Source organism: Bradyrhizobium sp. C-145 (genome assembly GCF_023375135.1).
Lineage (GTDB): Bacteria > Pseudomonadota > Alphaproteobacteria > Rhizobiales > Xanthobacteraceae > Bradyrhizobium > Bradyrhizobium zhanjiangense.
This window is the reverse complement of the sequence record NZ_CP088150.1, coordinates 946562-965103: the sequence shown is the minus strand read 5'-3', so window position 1 is coordinate 965103 and position 18542 is coordinate 946562. Positions and strand designations below refer to the sequence as shown.

Sequence of the window (18542 nt, the reverse complement as noted above, 5' to 3'; positions counted from 1 at the left end):
CCCGCGTCGGCCTTGAGGCGGCATATTCGGTTCGCCCTTCCCCGTCCACTGCCGCAAATGCGTGGGATTTACCTCGAATTTGCAATGCGGATCATACTTTCGCGCCGCCTTATCTGCTCTATAAAGGCAGGGTTCTTGAAACGCGGGATTCGAGGCGACGGCCACGCCGTGGCCGGTCGCAGATCCGTTGGAGCTCCTGGGATATGGAAAGACGTCTGGCTGCCATCGTCTGCGCCGATGTCGCCGGCTATTCGCGCATGATGGGCAGCGACGAGGCCGGCACCCATGCCGCCTTCAAGGCCCATCGCAGCGCGATCCACCCCATCATCCTCAATCACGGCGGCCGCGTCGTGAAGAACACCGGCGACGGCTTCCTGCTCGAGTTTGCCTCGATCGTCGGCGCCACCGAAGCCGCGATGGCGATGCAGACGCTGATGGCGGAGCGCAACCGGCATCTGCCGGCGGACCGCGCCATGCAGTTCCGGCTCGGCATCCACATGGGCGACGTCATCGCCGACGAGGACGAAGTGTTCGGTGACGATGTCAACATCGCCGTGCGCCTGGAATCGGTGGCGAGCCCCGGCGGCTTCGCCATCTCGGCGAAGGCCTATCGCGAGGCGAGCAAGCATCTCACCGTGCCGCTCACCGATGCCGGCAACCATCGCTTCAAGAACATCAAGGACGCGGTCGGGGTCTGGACCTGGACGCCCGAGGGCGCGCCGGCGCTTGCGCCCGAGCTGAGAGAGGCGTCCGCCCTCTCGCAGCAGTACCGCACCGCGATCGTCGGCGTGCTGCCCTTCGCCAATCTCAGCGATGCCCAGGACGAATATTTCTCCGACGGCCTCACCGAGGATTTGATCCACGCGCTGTCGCTGCAATCCTTCTATCGCGTGCTGAGCCGCAACTCGACCTTCGCTTTCAAGGGCAGGAACATCAGCACGCGGCTGATCGCGCGCGAGATCGACGCCACCTATCTGATCCAGGGCTCGGTGCGGCGCGCCGGCGCCAAGATCCGCGTCACCGCCGAGCTGATCGCGCCGGAGACCGGCGAGCAGCTCTGGACCGGCCGCTACGACCGCGACATCGGCGACCTGTTCGCGATGCAGGACGAGATCACCACCAACCTGTCCGCCGCCATTGCCACCGAGATCGTACGGGCCGAGGCCTCAGCGCCGGCGCGGCTCTCGACCGACGTGAGCGCCTGGGACCGCTTCCTCAAGGGACTGTCGCACTACTACCGGCAGACCAAGGAGGATTTGGCCACCGCCGTCGACCTGTTCCGCGAGGCCATCCGGCTCGATCCCAAGCTGTCGATCGCGCACGCCTATCTCGCCACGATCCAGATCCAGAGCATTCAGTTCGGCTGGGTCAAGGGCACGCGGGAGATGTGGGCCGAGGCGATGAACCTCGCCGAGACCAGCGTCAGGCTCGACCCGCGTTCCTCCTTCGCGTTCTCGATCCTGTCCTGGGCCCATGCGATGGAAGGGCATTACGAGGCCGCGATGGACGCCGCCAAGCGTGCAGTCGCGCTCAACCCCTATGACAACGGCGCACGCGGCGTGCTCGGCATCTGCCATTTCGTCATCGGCGAGCACCGCGAGGCGATCGAGCTGTTCTCGATGGCGGCGCAGCGCGACAACAGCGACCCGCGTTACCAATGGGCGGCGCTGAACGCCTTCAGTCACTACCTGTTGCGCCAATATGACGCGACCCTGTCATGGGCGCGCGAGCAGCTCTACATCAACCCGAACCACATGCAGGCGCTGGCGATCCGCGCGGCGGCATTGGCCCAAATGGGACGGAGCGGCGAGGCGAGCGAAGCCGCCAGCGTGCTGATGGGAAACTATCCAACTCTGAATGTCGACAGGCACTTGCGCAACTTCCATTGGAAGCGGCCCGAGGACATCGCCCATTACCGCGAGGGTCTGCTGAAGGCCGGCGTGCCGCTCGGCAAGCTGACCCTGGTGCAGAGCGACGTCAAACGCGCCGCCGAGTCCTGACGGGCCTGCCGCGGTCCCGCCCTTCGCGAAAAGCTGCTCGCGCCCGCTGTTGTTGACAGGACAGTGAAATCAGCCACACTTCATCACACGCTGAAGTAGTATGGTCTGCTGTCGGTTTGTTAGGACTTTCCGCGCTTGATCGGCGCGTCTTTTTTTGCGATTCGCTGCTTTCAGGATTTGGGCCATGCATGACCGCGCTTCGAAGCCGCCCTTCGACCCCTCGATTCAGGTCTCGCCGAACAATCCCTGTCCATTCCTGCGCGGCCTCGTCGGCGAAGGCTTCGTCGATGGCGGGACCGTCCCGCTCCGGACGCTGTCACAGACCATCGCGAATGCAAGCGGCGAGACGGGGGTGAAGAAGATTTCGGCCCGCATCCAGGTCCGCGGCGTCGCGCTGATCGCCAACGGCGCCTGTCACATCCTGCAAAGCATCTTTTGGGGCGCGCAGCTCAATATGTTGCGCGGCGGCCCGCTCGACAAGCTCGGTGCCGGCTCGCGCATCCTCGGCGTCGACGGTCGCGTCAACGAGGACGAGATCGCGCGGCTCGCCAGTTTCGGCGGCACCTATACCGATCCCGATGGCGGCGGCACCGAGACCGGGCTCAACGCCTCGCAAATCCACACCTTCATGAAGGACAACCTCAAGCGCGCCGTCAATCAATCGCGCTGGTACTACCCGATCCTGATGAAGTTCGAATGGCCGATCCTGCTCAAGATCATGGGCAAGGGTCAGGGTGACGACCGCTATCTCAGCGTGGCCGAGGTGAGGACATTGTTCAACGAGCGCAAATTCCCTGACAGGATCACCCAGCGAGTTGTCAGCCAGCCCGTCACGCCGCCCTCGCTGATCTTGCGCGCTGCCGGCGGACTCGTCGCCGCGCTTCTCGTCTTTGGCATCGTGGCGCTGCGCTTTCCGGATCAATTCCAGCCCATGCTGCCTGGCATTCTCGGGGACCTGGTGGCGCCGCCATTGCCCGAGCACGTCGAACCGCGGGCCGCGTACTGGCTCGAGCAGAACTGGGCGCTGGAGGACCGGCACTGGTTTCATCACGCCAGCCAGGGCACCGCGACCTTCCCGGTGCCCTACCGCTGGTTCATGGCGCTCGAGCAGCCGCGGCTTCATTTCTTCGCAAAGCCCGGCATGCTGCATGACAGCGACCATCTGCAGCGCTTCGGCTTCATCCCGAGCCCGCAGACGATCAACACCGACGACGCCACGCTGCGCCAATTCGGCTATGCCAATGTCTACGACAAGACGAAGCCCGTGCCGGCGCGGCTCTGGGATCCGCCGGTGAACTGGGGTGCCCAGGCCGAAAACGTCGACGGCCTGCCCGTCGGCTTCGCACGCATGACCGGCGTCCCCGATCCTGCGACCGGGCAGATCGGCGAGGACCGGATCGGCCTGACCTGCGCTGCCTGCCACACCGGCCAGATCCGCTACAAGGGCATCGACATCCGTTTCGACGGCGGCCCCGCGATGACCGACCTGAGAAGGCTCGAGGTCACGACCGGCCTGTCGATCGCCTATACGCTGTTCGTGCCAGGCCGCTTTACGCGCTTCGCCGACCGTGTGCTCGGCGCCTCCGCCAGCGATGCGGACCGCGATGCGCTGAAACAGAAGCTGCGTGCGATCAGCACATTCCTGATCGACTGGGAGAAGACCTACGCGAAGACCATCGACGGCAAGACGAGGTTCAACGAGAAGACGAAGCGGCAAGAGCCACAGCAGGACACCGAGGAAGGATACGGCCGCCTCGACGCGCTCAACCGCATCGGCAATCAGGTGTTCGCCCAGGACATGACGCTCAGCGGCCTCAGCGGCTTCGAGAAGAATCTGCATGCCAAGGATGCGCCGGTCAGCTTCCCGCCGATCTGGACCGTGCCCTGGCTCAAATTCGCGCAATATGATGCGTCCATCGAGCAGCCGCTGATCCGCAACGCCGGCGAAGCGCTGGGCGTGACCGCGCTGCTGAATCTGTCCGACACTACGCCCAAAGACAGGCTGTTCCGCTCGTCGATGGACATCAAGAATCTGAACTGGATCGAGGATCTGCTGAAGGGGTCGGCGCCCTATCCGAAAAAGCAGCTCTCCGGACTGACATCACCGAAATGGCCGTCGGACATCTTCGGCGATGATGCCTGGAGGATCGATGGCGACCGCGTCAAACGTGGCCGCAAGCTCTACGCGGAGATCTGCGTCGAATGCCATCTCGGGCCGGTCAACGATCCCGTGTTCGACACCGAATTTCCGGCCCAGAGCATCTGGTCCTCGTCGCGGTGGGAAACCATCGGCGATGACAAATTCCTGAACGAGGTTCAGAAGAGCGCCAAAGGCATGGGGACCGACACGGCTCAGGCCAGCGTGCTGGCGACGCGCACGGTTCAGGTGCCGGGTTTCCTACAGCTCGACCCCACTCAGAAGCTCAATGCCTGGTGGAGCTGCAATCTGCCGGATATTTCTCCGACCGACATGCCATACTCGCTCGGCCTGATGGTGCTCGTGGACATCGTCGCCCGCAAGGCGATGGATGATGCCAAGATCGAGCCGAAGGTTCAGCAAGCCTGGTGGGGTAAGCGCAAGAACTGCCCCAATCCCGGTCCGCAGCCGCCCGATAAAGAGGAGCGGGGGCCCTGGTATCGCGCGCGCCCGCTCAACGGCGTCTGGGCCACCGCGCCTTACCTGCACAACGGATCGGTGCCCTCGCTCTACTGGATGCTGAGCCCCGCGGCCGAGCGCCCGAAATCGTTCTGCATGGGTGGTGGTCGCGACTACGATCCGAAGCAGGTCGGCTTCGCGGTCGCCGACGGCGAGAGCTGCAAGACCGGGCAGTCGCGCTTCTCGACGCGGGCGTCTGACGGCACCGAGTTGTTCGGCAACAGCAATGCCGGCCACTCGTTCGACGGCACGCCAGGGCCGGGCAAGGACGGCACCATCGGCCGCGTGCTCAAGGAGCAAGAGCGCTACGATTTGATCGAGTATTTGAAGACGCTGTGAGCACCGTCATTGCGAGCGAAGCGAAGCAATCCAGACTGTCTCCGCGCAGGCAGCCTGGATTGCTTCGTCGCATCAGCGCAAAATTGCTACGCAATTTTGTCGCGAGCTCCTCGCAATGACGGAGAATGAAGAACTCTCCGCGAACTCAACTCTCATCATCCTTGCGGAGACTCCCCCTCACCCCAACCCTCCCCCCGCAAGCGGGGCGAGGGGGTGCTTACTTGAACAGCGGCGTGCCCGGCACGAAGGCGTCGAAGGCGGCCCAGAACTGGGAGCGGTAGCGGTCCTGCTCTTGAAGTATCTCATGCTTCGAGCCCGCGATGACGAGATGCGAGCCGGCGCGCAAATGATAGGCGAACTCCTCGATCGCAGCGGTCGAGACCACGGTGTCGCTGGAGGCCGCCAGCATCAGGATCGGCTGGCGGATCTCTGACGGATATTTCAGGCGCTTGAAGGTTTGCATCGCGCTGAAGGCAGCGTCGGCCCAGGCCACCGTCGGTGACGCCAGCCCCAGCGTCGGATCCTCCTCCAGGATCGCGGCGTTGCGCGCATAGCGCACGGGATCGCTGGTGAGGGGATTGTTGATGAAGGGGTCGAGCCCGGTGATGCGGCTGCTGCCGCCGGGGACATAACGGCCGCCCTGCCCGAACAGGCGCATCGTCTTGAGCAGCGCGCGGGCCGGAAACGACGTGGTGCGGCCAGGCAGGTCGATCATCGGCGCCGACAGCACCATGCGGTCGAACCAGCGCTTGCCCGCATGCGCGACTCGCAGCAGCACCGTGCCGCCCATCGAATGGGCGAGCGCGAAGAACGGCGGCGGACAATCCGGCAGCACCACCTGCTGCACGAAGGTCTCGACGTCGATCTCGAAATCGGCGAAGTCGCGCACATAGCCCTTGCGCGGATCGCGCAGGCGACGCGAGGAATGGCCCTGCCCGCGCCAATCGATCATCGCCACCGCAAAGCCGCGGTCGCGCAGGTCGCGCACGGTCTCGAAATATTTCTCGATCTGCTCGCTGCGCCCGGTGAAGACGCAGACCGTACCCTTGCGGCCCGCCGGCGGCGCCCAGCGCGCAAAGCGCAGCTCAGCGCCATCGGGGGTCTTGATGGTGCCGCTGACGACGTTTTCGGGGACGGGATTGGACGGGATCGAGACCAGCGTCATAGGCGGCAAGTACTGCAAATCAAGGGGCTAAAGCGCCGAAAAGGCGCAAATGCCGCCCTCTTGAACGCCGTCTCGTTCCACCCATATCATTTTCGTGCAGGCCGCTACCAGTGTTTCGGAACCGGAACATCAGGCTGCACACAGACGAAAGCCCGGCCCGATTGGCGGGCGGGTTACCCAAACAGTCGCTCAATGGAGGACTTGACCATGCGTAGCTATGATCTCACCCCGTTCTATCGTTCCACCGTCGGCTTCGACCGCCTCTTCAGCCTGCTCGACCAGGCCGGCTCGGACGGCAGCCCCGGTTATCCCCCCTACAACATCGAGCGCACCGGCGAGAATGCCTACCGCATCACCGTTGCGGTCTCCGGCTTCGCCAAGGACGAGCTCTCCATCGTCGCGAAGGAAAACACGCTGACGATCAAGGGCGAGAAAGTCGCCAACGAGAACTCGAAGTCCGAAGTGCTCTATCGCGGCATCGCCGCGCGCGCCTTCGAGCGTGCCTTCCAGCTTGCCGATTTCGTGCAGGTGAAGGACGCTTCGCTCGAGAACGGCCTGCTTCACGTCGACCTCGTACGCGAGATTCCCGAGGCCAAGAAGCCGCGCCAGATCGCGATCAACACCAGCGCCCCGAAGGCGCAGGTGATCGAGAACTCGGCGCAAGCCGCCTAACGCACACACGCCACTTCCGAGTTGCGAAAACGCCCCGGTGCCCCGGGGCGTTTTTTTCGTTTTGCTAAACTCTCCGATGTCGTCCCGGCGCAGGCCGGTATGGGTCCCGGCCTTCGCCGGGACGACACCGGGAGTTGAGGAGCCTAGTCCAAACCCTGCGCCGCCGGCATCTCCTGCGTCGGCAGGATCGTTGCCGCCGGCTTGGCCTGGACGGTTGAAGCAGTAGCTTCGGCGGGCTTGGCCTGGATGGCCGCGGTTTGCTGCGCGGGCTGCGGCTGTGCCTGCGGCGCCTGAGCCTGCTGCGGCGCGGGTTCGGCCGGCTTCGCCGCTGCCATCGGCACAGCCCCGCGCGGCGGGGCGGCCTTGGGCAGCGGCACGGTGCGGCTTGCCACATGCGGGATCGAAGCCGGCGGGCGCGGCGGACCGCTGCGAATCACGGTCGGCGGCGGCAGCGCGCTTTGCGGGCCGTAAGGCGCGACCGCGCGCTCGTCATAGGCGGGATAGGCGGGCGCCATGCCGTAGGCGTCAGCGGCGGGCATGAAGCGGATGATCCGCCCGTCGCGGGCGTCGATCACCAGCCGGCCATCGTCGCCACGATGGTCGATCACCGCGATGGTGTAGACGGTGCCGCGCAGGCGCGGGATGCCGAGCGGCGAGAAGCCGTTTTCGCGCAGCACCGCGTAGACCTCGGTCGACGGCAGCAGCCCCGGGGCCGCACCGCGCTCCTCGTAGCCATAGCCGTAACGCGGCGGCGGGAGCGGCGCGGCCTCCGGCGGCGCGTAGGGCCCGTCGAAATCCGACACTGCGATAACGGCCCCTCTCGCGATACCGTTCGCGGGAACCTGCGCGTGCGCCGCGCTTGCGGCCAGCGCCAGCGCGGCGGCGGCCACACATCCTGTGAAAAACTTCATGGTCGAGACGCTCCTGTCAGGCCCCCCGATGGCCGCCCTCTTTCGCTTCTCGCGGCGTGGCGCGCCTTCCGAAGGGTTGATCCGAAGCTTCATTGGGGATTTCGGCGCCCGCGGGGCCGGATCAGGGCGCGTTTGCTTCAAAACCGGGGCTGCGCAACTTTTGGAAAGCGATTGATTGACAGATCGGGAATCGGGACTTCCGCGCGCTTGTGTGCTAGACAAAAATTTGGCAAGGTGATGGTTAGGACAGGAAGACTGTCTCAATTTTGCTTGCGGTTCCGGCACAGGGATTGCAGCGAGAACTGGTGCTCTCGAGCGCCGGGAAGGTACCAGGCAAAGCCGTTCTCGGGGACGAAGAACGCCTAGGCCTGAATTTAAGAAAATGCGGCTCGCAGCGGACGAGCGGTGACCCAGAGGCGGGTGCCGCGGAACGCCCAAGGTGCGCCGAAGATGGCGGTGAGGCACCTTGCCGCATGGAGAGGACAGGACAATGAACGGGTCGCAATTCGAGCGCGCAAACATCGTGGCAGAACAGCTGTCGGCGACGGTCGCCTCGAAAACGACCGATCCGATTCAGGAGCACAATTCGCGCCCCAAAGCCGAAGGCCTTTACGATCCCGCCCTCGAGAAGGATTCCTGCGGCGTCGGCTTCATCGCCAACATCAAAGGCAAGAAGTCGCGCGAGATCGTCTCGGACGCGCTCAGCATCCTCTGCAATCTCGAGCATCGCGGTGCGGTCGGCGCCGACCCGCGCGCTGGTGACGGTGCCGGCATCTTGGTGCAGATCCCGCACGCCTTCTTCAGCCGCAAGGCCGGCGAGCTCGGCTTCAAGCTGCCGGCGCCCGGCGAATACGCCGTCGGCGCGCTGTTCATGCCGCGCGACACCGCCTGGCGCAACGTCATCAAGAGCATCATCGCCGACCAGATCAAGGAAGAGGGCCTGACCCTGCTGGGCTGGCGCGACGTGCCGACCGACAACTCCTCTCTCGGCGTCACCGTGAAGCCGACCGAGCCCGCCTGCATGCAGGTGTTCATCGGCCGCAACGGCACCGCCAAGACCGAGGACGAGTTCGAGCGCCGGCTCTACATCCTGCGCAAGTCAATCTCGCAGGCGATCTACCTGCGCCGCGACCGCGGCCTTGCGGGCTACTATCCGTGCTCGATGTCCTGCCGCACCGTGATCTACAAGGGCATGTTCCTGGCCGACCAGCTCGGCAAGTACTATCCGGACCTGCACGAAAAGGACTTTGAGAGCGCGCTCGCACTCGTTCACCAGCGCTTCTCGACCAACACCTTCCCGGCCTGGTCGCTGGCGCATCCCTATCGCATGATCGCGCATAACGGCGAGATCAACACGCTGCGCGGTAACACCAACTGGATGGCGGCGCGCCAGGCTTCGGTGAGCTCCGAGCTCTACGGCAAGGACATCAACCGGCTCTGGCCGATCTCCTACGAGGGACAGTCGGACACCGCCTGCTTCGACAACGCGCTCGAATTTCTGGTGCAGGGCGGCTACTCGCTGCCGCACGCCGTCATGATGATGATTCCGGAGGCGTGGGCCGGCAATCCCTTGATGGACGAGAAGCGCCGCGCCTTCTACGAGTATCATGCCGCGCTGATGGAGCCGTGGGACGGTCCCGCCGCGATCGCCTTTACCGACGGCCGTCAGATTGGCGCCACGCTCGACCGCAATGGCCTGCGGCCCGCGCGCTATCTCGTCACCAAGGACGACCGCATCGTGATGGCGTCCGAGATGGGCGTGCTGACGATCCCTGAGGACCAGATCATCACCAAGTGGCGCTTGCAGCCCGGCAAGATGCTGCTGGTCGATCTCGAGCAGGGCCGCCTGATCCCGGACGACGAGATCAAGGCCGAGCTCGCCAAGAGCCATCCCTACAAGGAATGGCTGGAGCGGACCCAGATCGTGCTGGAAGAGCTGCCGAAGGTGCCGACCACCGGCGTGCGCTCCAACCTGTCCCTGCTCGATCGCCAGCAGGCGTTCGGCTACAGCCAGGAAGACATCACCATCCTGATGACGCCGATGGCGGCCACGGGCGAGGAAGCCGCGGGCTCGATGGGCAACGACACGCCGATCTCGGCGCTGTCGCACAAGGCCAAGCCGCTGTTCACCTACTTCAAGCAGAACTTCGCGCAGGTCACCAACCCGCCGATCGATCCGATCCGCGAGGAGCTGGTGATGAGCCTGGTCTCGATCATCGGGCCGCGACCGAACCTGTTCGATCTGCAAGGAATGGCCACGACCAAGCGCCTCGAAGTGCGCCAGCCGATCCTGACGGACGCGGATCTGGAAAAGATCCGCTCGATCTCGGAGGTGGCCGACACGCACTTTAAATCGCGCACGCTCGACACCACCTTCCACGCCGGTCTCGGCGCGGCCGGCATGGACCAGGTGCTCGACGAACTCTGCGCGCGCGCCGAAAGCGCAGTGCGCGAGGGCGTCAACATCATCATCCTGTCTGACCGCATGGTCGGCACCGACCGGGTGCCGATCCCGTCGCTGCTGGCCTGCGCCGCCGTGCATCATCACCTGATCCGCACCGGCCTGCGCACCTCGGTCGGCCTCGTCGTCGAATCCGGCGAGCCGCGCGAAGTGCATCACTTCGCCTGCCTTGCCGGCTACGGTGCTGAAGCGATCAATCCCTACCTCGCGTTCGAGACCATCATCGCGATGAAGGACCGGCTGCCCGGCTCGCTCGACGATTACGAGATCGTCAAGCGCTACATCAAGTCGATCGGCAAGGGCCTGCTCAAGGTGATGTCCAAGATGGGCATCTCGACCTACCAATCCTATTGCGGCGCGCAGATCTTTGACGCGGTCGGCCTCAAAGCGGATTTCGTCGCAAAGTTCTTCGCCGGCACGCACACCCGCGTCGAGGGCGTCGGTCTTGCCGAGATCGCGGAAGAGGCGGTACGCCGTCATGCCGACGCATTCGGCGAGGCTCAGGTCTACAAGAGCGCGCTCGACGTCGGCGGCGAATATGCCTATCGCAGCCGCGGCGAGGACCATGCCTGGACCGCCGAGTCGGTGTCGCTGCTCCAGCACGCCGCGCGCGGCAATTCGCAGGAGCGCTACCGCGCCTTCGCAAAAATCCTCAACGAGCAGTCGGAGCGCCTGCTGACGCTGCGCGGCCTGTTCCGGATCAAGAACGCGGAGGAGGAGAAGCGCAAGCCGATCCCGCTCGACCAGGTCGAGCCGGCCAAGGAGATCGTCAAGCGCTTCGCCACAGGTGCGATGAGCTTCGGCTCGATCTCGCGCGAGGCGCACACCACGCTCGCGATCGCCATGAACCGGATCGGCGGCAAGTCGAATACCGGCGAAGGCGGCGAGGAAGCCGACCGCTTCAAGCCGATGCCGAGCGGCGATTCCATGCGCTCGGCGATCAAGCAGGTCGCCTCGGGCCGCTTCGGCGTCACCACGGAGTATCTCGTCAACTCCGACATGATGCAGATCAAGATGGCGCAGGGCGCCAAGCCCGGCGAAGGCGGCCAGCTGCCCGGCCACAAGGTCGACGCGACCATCGCAAAGGTCCGGCACTCGACGCCGGGCGTCGGCCTGATCTCGCCGCCGCCGCACCACGACATCTACTCGATCGAGGATCTGGCGCAGCTCATCTACGACCTCAAGAACGTCAACCCGACGGGCGACGTCTCGGTCAAGCTCGTCTCCGAGATCGGCGTCGGCACCGTGGCTGCGGGCGTCGCCAAGGCGCGCGCCGACCATGTCACCATCGCGGGCTTCGAGGGCGGCACCGGCGCTTCGCCGCTGACCTCGATCAAGCATGCCGGTTCACCCTGGGAGATCGGCCTCGCCGAGACTCACCAGACCTTGGTGCGCGAGCGGCTGCGCAGCCGCATCGTGGTCCAGGTCGACGGCGGCTTCCGCACCGGCCGTGACGTCGTGATCGGCGCGCTGCTGGGTGCCGACGAGTTCGGCTTCGCCACCGCGCCCTTGATCGCGGCCGGCTGCATCATGATGCGCAAGTGCCATCTCAACACCTGCCCGGTCGGCGTCGCGACGCAGGATCCGGTGCTGCGCAAGCGCTTCACCGGCCAGCCCGAGCACGTGATCAACTACTTCTTCTTCGTCGCGGAGGAAGTCCGCGAGATCATGGCTTCGCTCGGCTTCCGCACCTTCAACGACATGGTCGGCCAGGTGCAGCTGCTCGACCAAACCAGGCTGGTCGCGCATTGGAAGGCCAAGGGCCTCGACTTCTCAAAGCTGTTCGTCAAGCAGAAGGAAGAGAAGGGCCAGAAGATCTATCACTCCGAGCGTCAGAACCATCATCTGGAGGCGGTACTCGACCGCACGCTGATCGAGAAGGCGACGCCTGCGCTCGACCGCGGCGCGCCGGTCAAAATCGAAGCTGCGATCAACAGCACCAACCGTTCCGCCGGCGCCATGCTGTCGGGTGCGGTCGCCAAGATCTACGGCCATGCCGGTCTGCCGCACGACACCATCCATGTCAGCCTCAAGGGCACCGCCGGCCAGGCGTTCGGCGCCTGGCTCGCCCACGGCGTCACCTTCGAGCTCGAGGGTGAAGGCAACGACTATGTCGGCAAGGGCCTCTCGGGTGGCAAGATCATCGTCAAGCCGCCGAAGAACTCTGCGATCGTGCCGGAGGAAAGCATCATCGTCGGCAACACCGTGATGTACGGTGCGATCGAGGGCGAGTGCTACTTCCGCGGCATCGCCGGCGAGCGCTTCGCCGTGCGTAACTCGGGAGCCGTGGCGGTGGTCGAGGGCGCGGGTGATCATTGCTGCGAATACATGACCGGCGGCATCGTGGTCGTGCTCGGCAAGACCGGGCGCAACTTCGCGGCCGGCATGTCCGGCGGCATCGCCTATGTGCTGGACGAGGCCGGCGATTTCGACCGGCTGTGCAACCTGTCGATGGTCGAGCTCGAGCCGGTGTTGTCGGAAGAGATGATCGCCCAGAGCGCCTACAACCAGTTCGGTGACCTCGAGGCGCACGGCCGGGTCGACGTGTTCAAGAACCTGCTCGCCTCCGACGTCGAGCGGCTGCACGTGCTGATCTCGCGCCATGCCAAGGCGACCGGCTCCAAGCGCGCCGCCGACATCCTGGCCAATTGGAAGGACTGGCTGCCCAAATTCCGCAAGGTGATGCCGGTCGAGTACCGGCGCGCGCTGCGCGAAATGGCCGCCAACGCGGACGCCGAGCCGAAGATCGCGATCGGGGCGTAAGGCATCACACCCCGTCATTGCGAGCGAAGCGAAGCAATCCAGACTTTCTTCCTTGATGCAGACTGGATTGCTTCGTCGCTTCGCTCCTCGCAATGACGGTTGAGGAAACAACAGACGAATTAGCCGGCAGGGACTACGGGTTTAATGGGCAAGATCACGGGTTTTCTCGAAATCGAACGGCATGACCGCAAGTACACCCCGGTCGCCGAGCGCGTGAAGCATTACAAGGAGTTCGTCGTTCCCCTTTCCGAGAGGGAGGTGCGCGACCAGGCCGCGCGCTGCATGAACTGCGGCATTCCCTATTGCCACGGTACCGGCTCGGTCGCGCCCGGCACGCCCGGCTGCCCGGTCAACAACCAGATCCCGGACTGGAACGATCTCGTCTATCAGGACAACTGGCAAGAAGCCTCGCGCAACCTGCACTCGACCAACAATTTCCCGGAGTTCACGGGACGCATCTGCCCGGCGCCGTGCGAAGCGTCCTGCACGCTCAACATCGACGACAACCCCGTCACCATCAAGACCATCGAATGCGCGATCGTCGACCGCGCCTGGGACAATGGCTGGCTGAAGCCGGAAGTGCCGACTGAAAAGACCGGCAAGAAGGTCGCCGTGATCGGCTCGGGTCCGGCCGGCATGGCCTGCGCGCAGCAGCTCGCGCGCGCCGGCCACGACGTGCATTTGTTCGAGAAGTACGCCAAGGCCGGTGGCCTGCTGCGCTACGGCATCCCCGACTTCAAGATGGAGAAGGGCATCATCGATCGCCGCGTCAAGCAGATGGAAGCCGAGGGCGTCACCTTCCACTACAACAGCCATGTCGGCGCTGACGGCAATGTCGATCCGCGCGAGATGCTGAACGAGTACGACGCCGTCGCCCTGACCGGCGGCGCGGAAGCTCCGCGCGACCTGCCGATCCCCGGCCGCGACCTCCAAGGCATTCACTACGCCATGGATTTCCTGCCGCAGCAGAACCGCCGCGTCTCCGAGGAGCCGCTCGGCGGCGTGCAGGAGATCTTGGCCGGCGGCAAGCATGTCGTCGTCATCGGCGGCGGCGACACCGGATCTGACTGCATCGGCACCTCGCTGCGCCAGGGCGCGCTGTCGGTGACCCAGCTCGAGATCATGCCCGCCCCGCCCGAGCGCGAGAACAAGGGCCTGACCTGGCCGAACTGGCCGCTCAAGATGCGGACGTCCTCCAGCCAGGCCGAAGGCGCGATCCGCGAATACGCCGTGCTGACGCAGAAATTTTCCGGCGAGAACGGCAAGGTCAAGAAGCTGCACTGCGTGCGCGTCGACGACAAGTTCAAGCCGATTGCCGGCACCGAGTTCGAGCTCGGCGCCGAGCTCGTCCTGCTCGCCATGGGCTTCGTCCACCCCGTGCACGAAGGCCTCTTGAAGATGCTCGCGGTCGACCTCGACCCGCGCGGCAACGTCAAGGCCAACACGCTCGATTACCAGACCTCGCGCCCGAACGTGTTCTCCGCCGGCGACATGCGCCGCGGCCAGTCGCTGGTGGTGTGGGCCATCCGCGAGGGGCGGCTGTGCGCGCGGTCGATCGATACGTTCTTGATGGGGAAGACGGATTTGCCGCGGTAGCAGCTGTCGTCCTGGCGAAAGCCAGGACCCATACCGCGGAATCTATCCAGGGCAGACGGTACTCATCCCGAACGACCAGTCGTCGCCAAACCACTCCTTGGGGTAATGGGTCCTGGCTTTCGCCAGGACGACGACTGAGAGCTTGGCAGCGCCGATGACCCACCGGGCCACGCGCAGCTAATTCTGCAACCTCACCCCCAGCATCACCACCGTCCCCGACGAGCTCGCCCCCGCGACGTTCGAATCCAGGATGTCGTGGCGCAGCGTGCCCTTGATCCAGATGTTGCGGTTGAGCTTGTAGATCAGATTGCTCTCGAGCGAGTAGGTCTTGTCGTTGCGATTCTGGTTCTGGTAGTCGAGCGTGCCGTAGGTGAACTTGCCGACGGCGGTGAGCCAGCGGCGGAAGTCGTGGTCGACTTCGGCCGAATAGGTGCGCACCAGAACGCCGGAAGAACCGGGAATCGTGGTCTCGGCGATCTGCGTGTCGGTGAAGAACTTCACCGTGGTGAGGCCGCTCGCATTCCAGATCAGCGAGCCCGTGGTGAGGAAGCCAGAGAGCTGGCTGAGACGCGGGTCGACATAATTGCGCGCGGAATAGCCGACCGAGATTTCGCCGGTGAGGATGCGCGAGAACTCGAAGGACGAGCCGACCTTGGCATAGCCGCCGTTTGAATCGCGGAAGTAGCCGTTGCGGTCGGCGGCCTGGTCGTGCACGCGGGTGTCGCCCTGGATTTCCACGAACGGCTTGAGGCCCGGCTTCAGGTCGTAGGAGAACCGCCCCACGCCGCCATACTGATTGAAGTCGCGATCGGTATTGGCAGAGGTCGAGCCGTCGGTGAGCTTTGAATCGGTGTAGGCGGTGCGATCGACGGTGGCGCCGGCCGCGACCTGGAAGCGATTGAAAGTCTGGTCGAAGCCGACGGTGGCGCCGTAGGCGGCGTAGACAGGGTATTTCTGCAGGCCGGCCTGCACGTTCGGGCTGCCGGGATTGTCGGTGGCGAGCCGCAGGCGGAGTTGCGAGGTCAGCTTGAAATCGCGGGTGACGTCAACGCGGCCGTCGACATGGCCGGTGAAATCGGGGCGGTCGACCTCGACCGGCGACGGCGAAGGGAAGCCGTTGATCGTCGCCGGCATGTTATTGGTGTAGCCCGAGAACGAGCCGCGCAGATCAGCAACCAGCGCGTGGCGCTCCCAGTCGGACACCACGAGGAGATCAGGCGCGACCACATAGGCCGGCGACCCGACCGGCTTGTTCAGGCGTGCTGGATTGGTGTCGTAGCCGGTCGAGAGCTCGAGTCCGCCCTTGATCAGGAAGCTGCCGGCATAGTCGCCGACCGCGCCGAACGGATCCTCATCCAGCTTGAGGCGGCGGCGCAGTGGCTGGCCGGGCACGTTGCCCGCCATCGCGGGCGGCACCGGCGTCCTGTGCGCGGTCTCGGACGGCGGCGGCGCGATGCGCGGGGGGGCGAGCGTCCGCTCCGGCGTTGCCGGCGCTACCTTTGAGCCGGGGCCGACCGGGCGCTTCGGCTTCGGCTGTCCGGGATAGAGCTTCGGCTGCTGCCGTTTGCGGTTGAGCGAGTCGTAGCCGGAGCCGCTCGCGCCGTTGGCGGCGGGCAGGCCGTAGGTCGGGACCGGATTGGTCGAGCCTTGGCCGGCGCGCGGAGCTGCCGGCGGCTGCTGGCGCCTGCGCGGATCGTTGGGATCGGGCAGCGTCGGCAGCGCATCCGACGGCGCCTGCGGCACGCCGGCGGTGCGGCGCGTCGGCAGCGTCTCGGGCGAGGCGAAGCCGCCGCGGTTGGGATTGAACAGGTCAGGCGTGAGGCTCTGGGCGCCCACCGGCGCGCTCTCGAAGGCCGTCAGCATGAGGCACGGCAAAGCGGCGCGCAGGAAATGCGCGCGTTTGCTCCGGCCGATGCCTGGAGACGACCCCACGATGGAAGAACTCCAACGAAATCAAACACTTTCACGACGGCCTCCCATCGGTTGGCGGGAACCATCGTTAATGGAGTTAAAACAATTATGGTTAATGACCCGTTGAGGGGGTTCGGGGGCCGCGTCGCCTCCACGGCCGCGGCGTGCTAAGCAGGCGCCAACGGGCGAACGCCCCTCCTCCCTGGATCTGAACATGCCGAGTTCGAAACCGCTGATGACCACATCATCCGGCACCATCCCTGATAGCGTCGAATCCGCGCTCCGCACGCTGGAGACGGAGAGCGGCGGCATCAACGCGCTTGCCGCCGCCCTGCGCGGCCCGCTGGGTGCGGCATTTGCTAGAGCGGTCGACCTGATCCGCAACGCCAAGGGCCGCGTCATCGTCACCGGGCTCGGCAAGTCAGGCCATATGGGCCGCAAGATCGCGGCGACGCTGGCCTCGACCGGCACGCCCGCCTTCTTCGTGCACACGGCCGAAGCCGGCCATGGCGATCTCGGCATGATCACGCCCGACGATGTCATCATGGCGCTGTCCTGGTCCGGCGAGCAGCCGGAGATGAAGAACCTCGTGAATTATTCGGCGCGGTTCGCGATTCCCATGATCGCGGTGACCTCGAACGCGGCGTCCTCGCTGGGACAAGCCGCCGATCTCGTGATCGAGCTGCCGAAGGCGCGCGAAGCCTGCCCGCACAATCTGGCGCCCACCACCTCGACGCTGATGCAGGCCGCGATCGGCGACGCCATCGCGATCGCGCTGCTCGAAGGCCGCGGCTTCACTGCGCTGGAGTTCGCGCATTTCCATCCCGGCGGCAAGCTCGGGGCGATGCTGAAATTCGTCCGCGACTACATGCGCACGGGCGCGGAAATTCCGGTCAAGCCGCTCGGCACCAAGATGTCGGACGCCGTGGTCGAGATGTCGGCCAAGGGGCTGGGCTGCGTCTGCATCATCGACGACGCCGGCGCCATCGCAGGCATCATCACCGACGGCGACCTGCGCCGCCACATGCGCCCCGACCTGCTGACCGCGACGGTCGACGAGATCATGACGAGGGAGCCGAAGACGGTGCCGCCCTCGATGCTCGCGACCGAGATGATCGAGGTGCTGAACACCCGCAAGATCACCACGCTGGTCGTCACCGAGGCCGACAAGGTGGTCGGCATCGTGCATCTGCACGATCTGTTGCGGGCGGGCGTGGCGTAGGGCCGCTGCCTCCACATCGTCATTCCGGGGCGCGCCCGCTTGGGCGCGAGCCCGGAATCCATTCCACTCCGAGTCGCTGCCCAATGGATTCCGGGCTCGCGACTACGTCGCGCCCCGGAATGACAGTGAGAGTGTCGTGCTCCTCTCTCTCCTCCGTCATTGCGAGCGCAGCGAAGCAATCCAGACTGCCACTGCGGAAAGACTCTGGATTGCTTCGCTGCGCTCGCAATGACGGCGGTTAGAGCGGTGCCGGAAACCGCGCCGCGCTCTCCTCCAACGGCAGCCTCAAGCCGTTCGCCAGATACGACACCGTGCGGTAGAAGCCGCACAACAGCATGATCTCCAGGATCTGCGCCTCATCGTAATGCGCGGACAGCGCGGCAAACTCGGCGTCACTCAACATCGCACGGTGATGCAGCGCGTCGACGGCCGCGATCAGCGCCTGCTCGGCCACCGACCAGCACGGCGACGTCGCATCGCCGAACACGGTCGCGCGTAATTCATCCTCGGTGAGCTTTGCCGGCCCCGCAAAGATCGCAACATGCACGCCCCATTCGTACTCGCATTGGTTCAGCGCGCAGGTGCGGTCGATGACGATCTCGCGTTGGCGCAGCGAGAGCGGGCCGGGATCGAGCAGGCCGCCGGCGCGAAACTTGTCCCAGGCGCGAGCGCAGCCCGCCATCACCCGGAACAGCAGCAGCGGGGGCGCGCCGCGCATGATGCGATCGAACTGCGCCTGGATCTCCGGGGGATAAGGCGGATCGAGCGGCGCGATACGCGGCATCGGCTGGGACATGGGCCGTCTCCTTTGCTACAATTATTGTAGCGATAAGCTACATTATCTGT

At 65.2% G+C, this 18542-nt stretch carries 10 protein-coding genes; 6 read left to right on the top strand and 4 right to left on the bottom strand.

The window, feature by feature from the left end:
• Positions 1-203: 203 nt before the first annotated feature.
• Positions 204-2000, top strand: a complete 1797-nt coding sequence (locus tag LRP30_RS04495) for a tetratricopeptide repeat protein (RefSeq protein ID WP_164940098.1) — start codon at positions 204-206, stop codon at positions 1998-2000.
• Positions 2001-2184: 184 nt separating this feature from the next.
• Positions 2185-4995 (top strand): di-heme-cytochrome C peroxidase, encoded by a 2811-nt coding sequence (locus tag LRP30_RS04490; protein ID WP_249759477.1) that lies wholly within the window; start codon positions 2185-2187, stop codon positions 4993-4995.
• Between the two features lie 217 nt (positions 4996-5212).
• On the opposite strand, the gene LRP30_RS04485 is transcribed toward LRP30_RS04490, so the two are convergent.
• Positions 5213-6160, bottom strand: coding sequence for an alpha/beta hydrolase (locus LRP30_RS04485; protein ID WP_128937129.1), 948 nt, complete (start codon positions 6158-6160; stop codon positions 5213-5215).
• Positions 6161-6367: 207 nt separating this feature from the next.
• On the opposite strand from LRP30_RS04485, the gene LRP30_RS04480 reads away from it, so the two are divergent.
• On the top strand, positions 6368-6832 hold the full coding sequence (locus LRP30_RS04480) for an Hsp20 family protein (protein WP_164934697.1): 465 nt from the start codon (positions 6368-6370) through the stop codon (positions 6830-6832).
• Positions 6833-6975: 143 nt separating this feature from the next.
• Here the strand turns inward: LRP30_RS04480 and LRP30_RS04475 are convergent, their stop codons facing one another.
• Entirely contained in the window at positions 6976-7743 is a 768-nt protein-coding gene (locus tag LRP30_RS04475) for a hypothetical protein (protein WP_164934698.1), read from the bottom strand.
• Positions 7744-8233: 490 nt separating this feature from the next.
• On the opposite strand from LRP30_RS04475, the gene gltB reads away from it, so the two are divergent.
• Positions 8234-12967 (top strand): glutamate synthase large subunit, encoded by a 4734-nt coding sequence (gene gltB / locus LRP30_RS04470; protein ID WP_249759476.1) that lies wholly within the window; start codon positions 8234-8236, stop codon positions 12965-12967.
• A gap of 144 nt (positions 12968-13111) precedes the next feature.
• The gene (locus LRP30_RS04465) at positions 13112-14563 is read left to right on the top strand and encodes a glutamate synthase subunit beta (RefSeq protein ID WP_128931293.1); all 1452 of its coding nucleotides are present in this window, start codon (positions 13112-13114) and stop codon (positions 14561-14563) included.
• A 177-nt stretch (positions 14564-14740) separates the two neighbouring features.
• Here the strand turns inward: LRP30_RS04465 and LRP30_RS04460 are convergent, their stop codons facing one another.
• A complete protein-coding gene (locus tag LRP30_RS04460; RefSeq protein ID WP_249759475.1) occupies positions 14741-16495 on the bottom strand; it encodes an outer membrane beta-barrel protein in 1755 nt (584 codons plus the stop codon).
• Positions 16496-16688: 193 nt separating this feature from the next.
• Here LRP30_RS04460 and LRP30_RS04455 point away from each other — a divergent pair, with 193 nt between their 5' ends.
• The gene (locus LRP30_RS04455; protein ID WP_249759474.1) at positions 16689-17696 is read left to right on the top strand and encodes a KpsF/GutQ family sugar-phosphate isomerase; all 1008 of its coding nucleotides are present in this window, start codon (positions 16689-16691) and stop codon (positions 17694-17696) included.
• Between the two features lie 238 nt (positions 17697-17934).
• Here the strand turns inward: LRP30_RS04455 and LRP30_RS04450 are convergent, their stop codons facing one another.
• The gene (locus LRP30_RS04450; RefSeq protein WP_128939930.1) at positions 17935-18492 is read right to left on the bottom strand and encodes a carboxymuconolactone decarboxylase family protein; all 558 of its coding nucleotides are present in this window, start codon (positions 18490-18492) and stop codon (positions 17935-17937) included.
• Positions 18493-18542: the final 50 nt, after the last annotated feature.

Coding starts and splice junctions, on each gene's coding strand:
- LRP30_RS04495 (WP_164940098.1), top strand. CDS start 204: ATGGAAAGACGTCTGGCTGCCATCGTCTGCGCCGATGTCGCCGGCTAT.
- LRP30_RS04490 (WP_249759477.1), top strand. CDS start 2,185: ATGCATGACCGCGCTTCGAAGCCGCCCTTCGACCCCTCGATTCAGGTC.
- LRP30_RS04485 (WP_128937129.1), bottom strand. CDS start 6,160: ATGACGCTGGTCTCGATCCCGTCCAATCCCGTCCCCGAAAACGTCGTC.
- LRP30_RS04480 (WP_164934697.1), top strand. CDS start 6,368: ATGCGTAGCTATGATCTCACCCCGTTCTATCGTTCCACCGTCGGCTTC.
- LRP30_RS04475 (WP_164934698.1), bottom strand. CDS start 7,743: ATGAAGTTTTTCACAGGATGTGTGGCCGCCGCCGCGCTGGCGCTGGCC.
- gltB (WP_249759476.1), top strand. CDS start 8,234: ATGAACGGGTCGCAATTCGAGCGCGCAAACATCGTGGCAGAACAGCTG.
- LRP30_RS04465 (WP_128931293.1), top strand. CDS start 13,112: ATGGGCAAGATCACGGGTTTTCTCGAAATCGAACGGCATGACCGCAAG.
- LRP30_RS04455 (WP_249759474.1), top strand. CDS start 16,689: ATGCCGAGTTCGAAACCGCTGATGACCACATCATCCGGCACCATCCCT.
- LRP30_RS04450 (WP_128939930.1), bottom strand. CDS start 18,492: ATGTCCCAGCCGATGCCGCGTATCGCGCCGCTCGATCCGCCTTATCCC.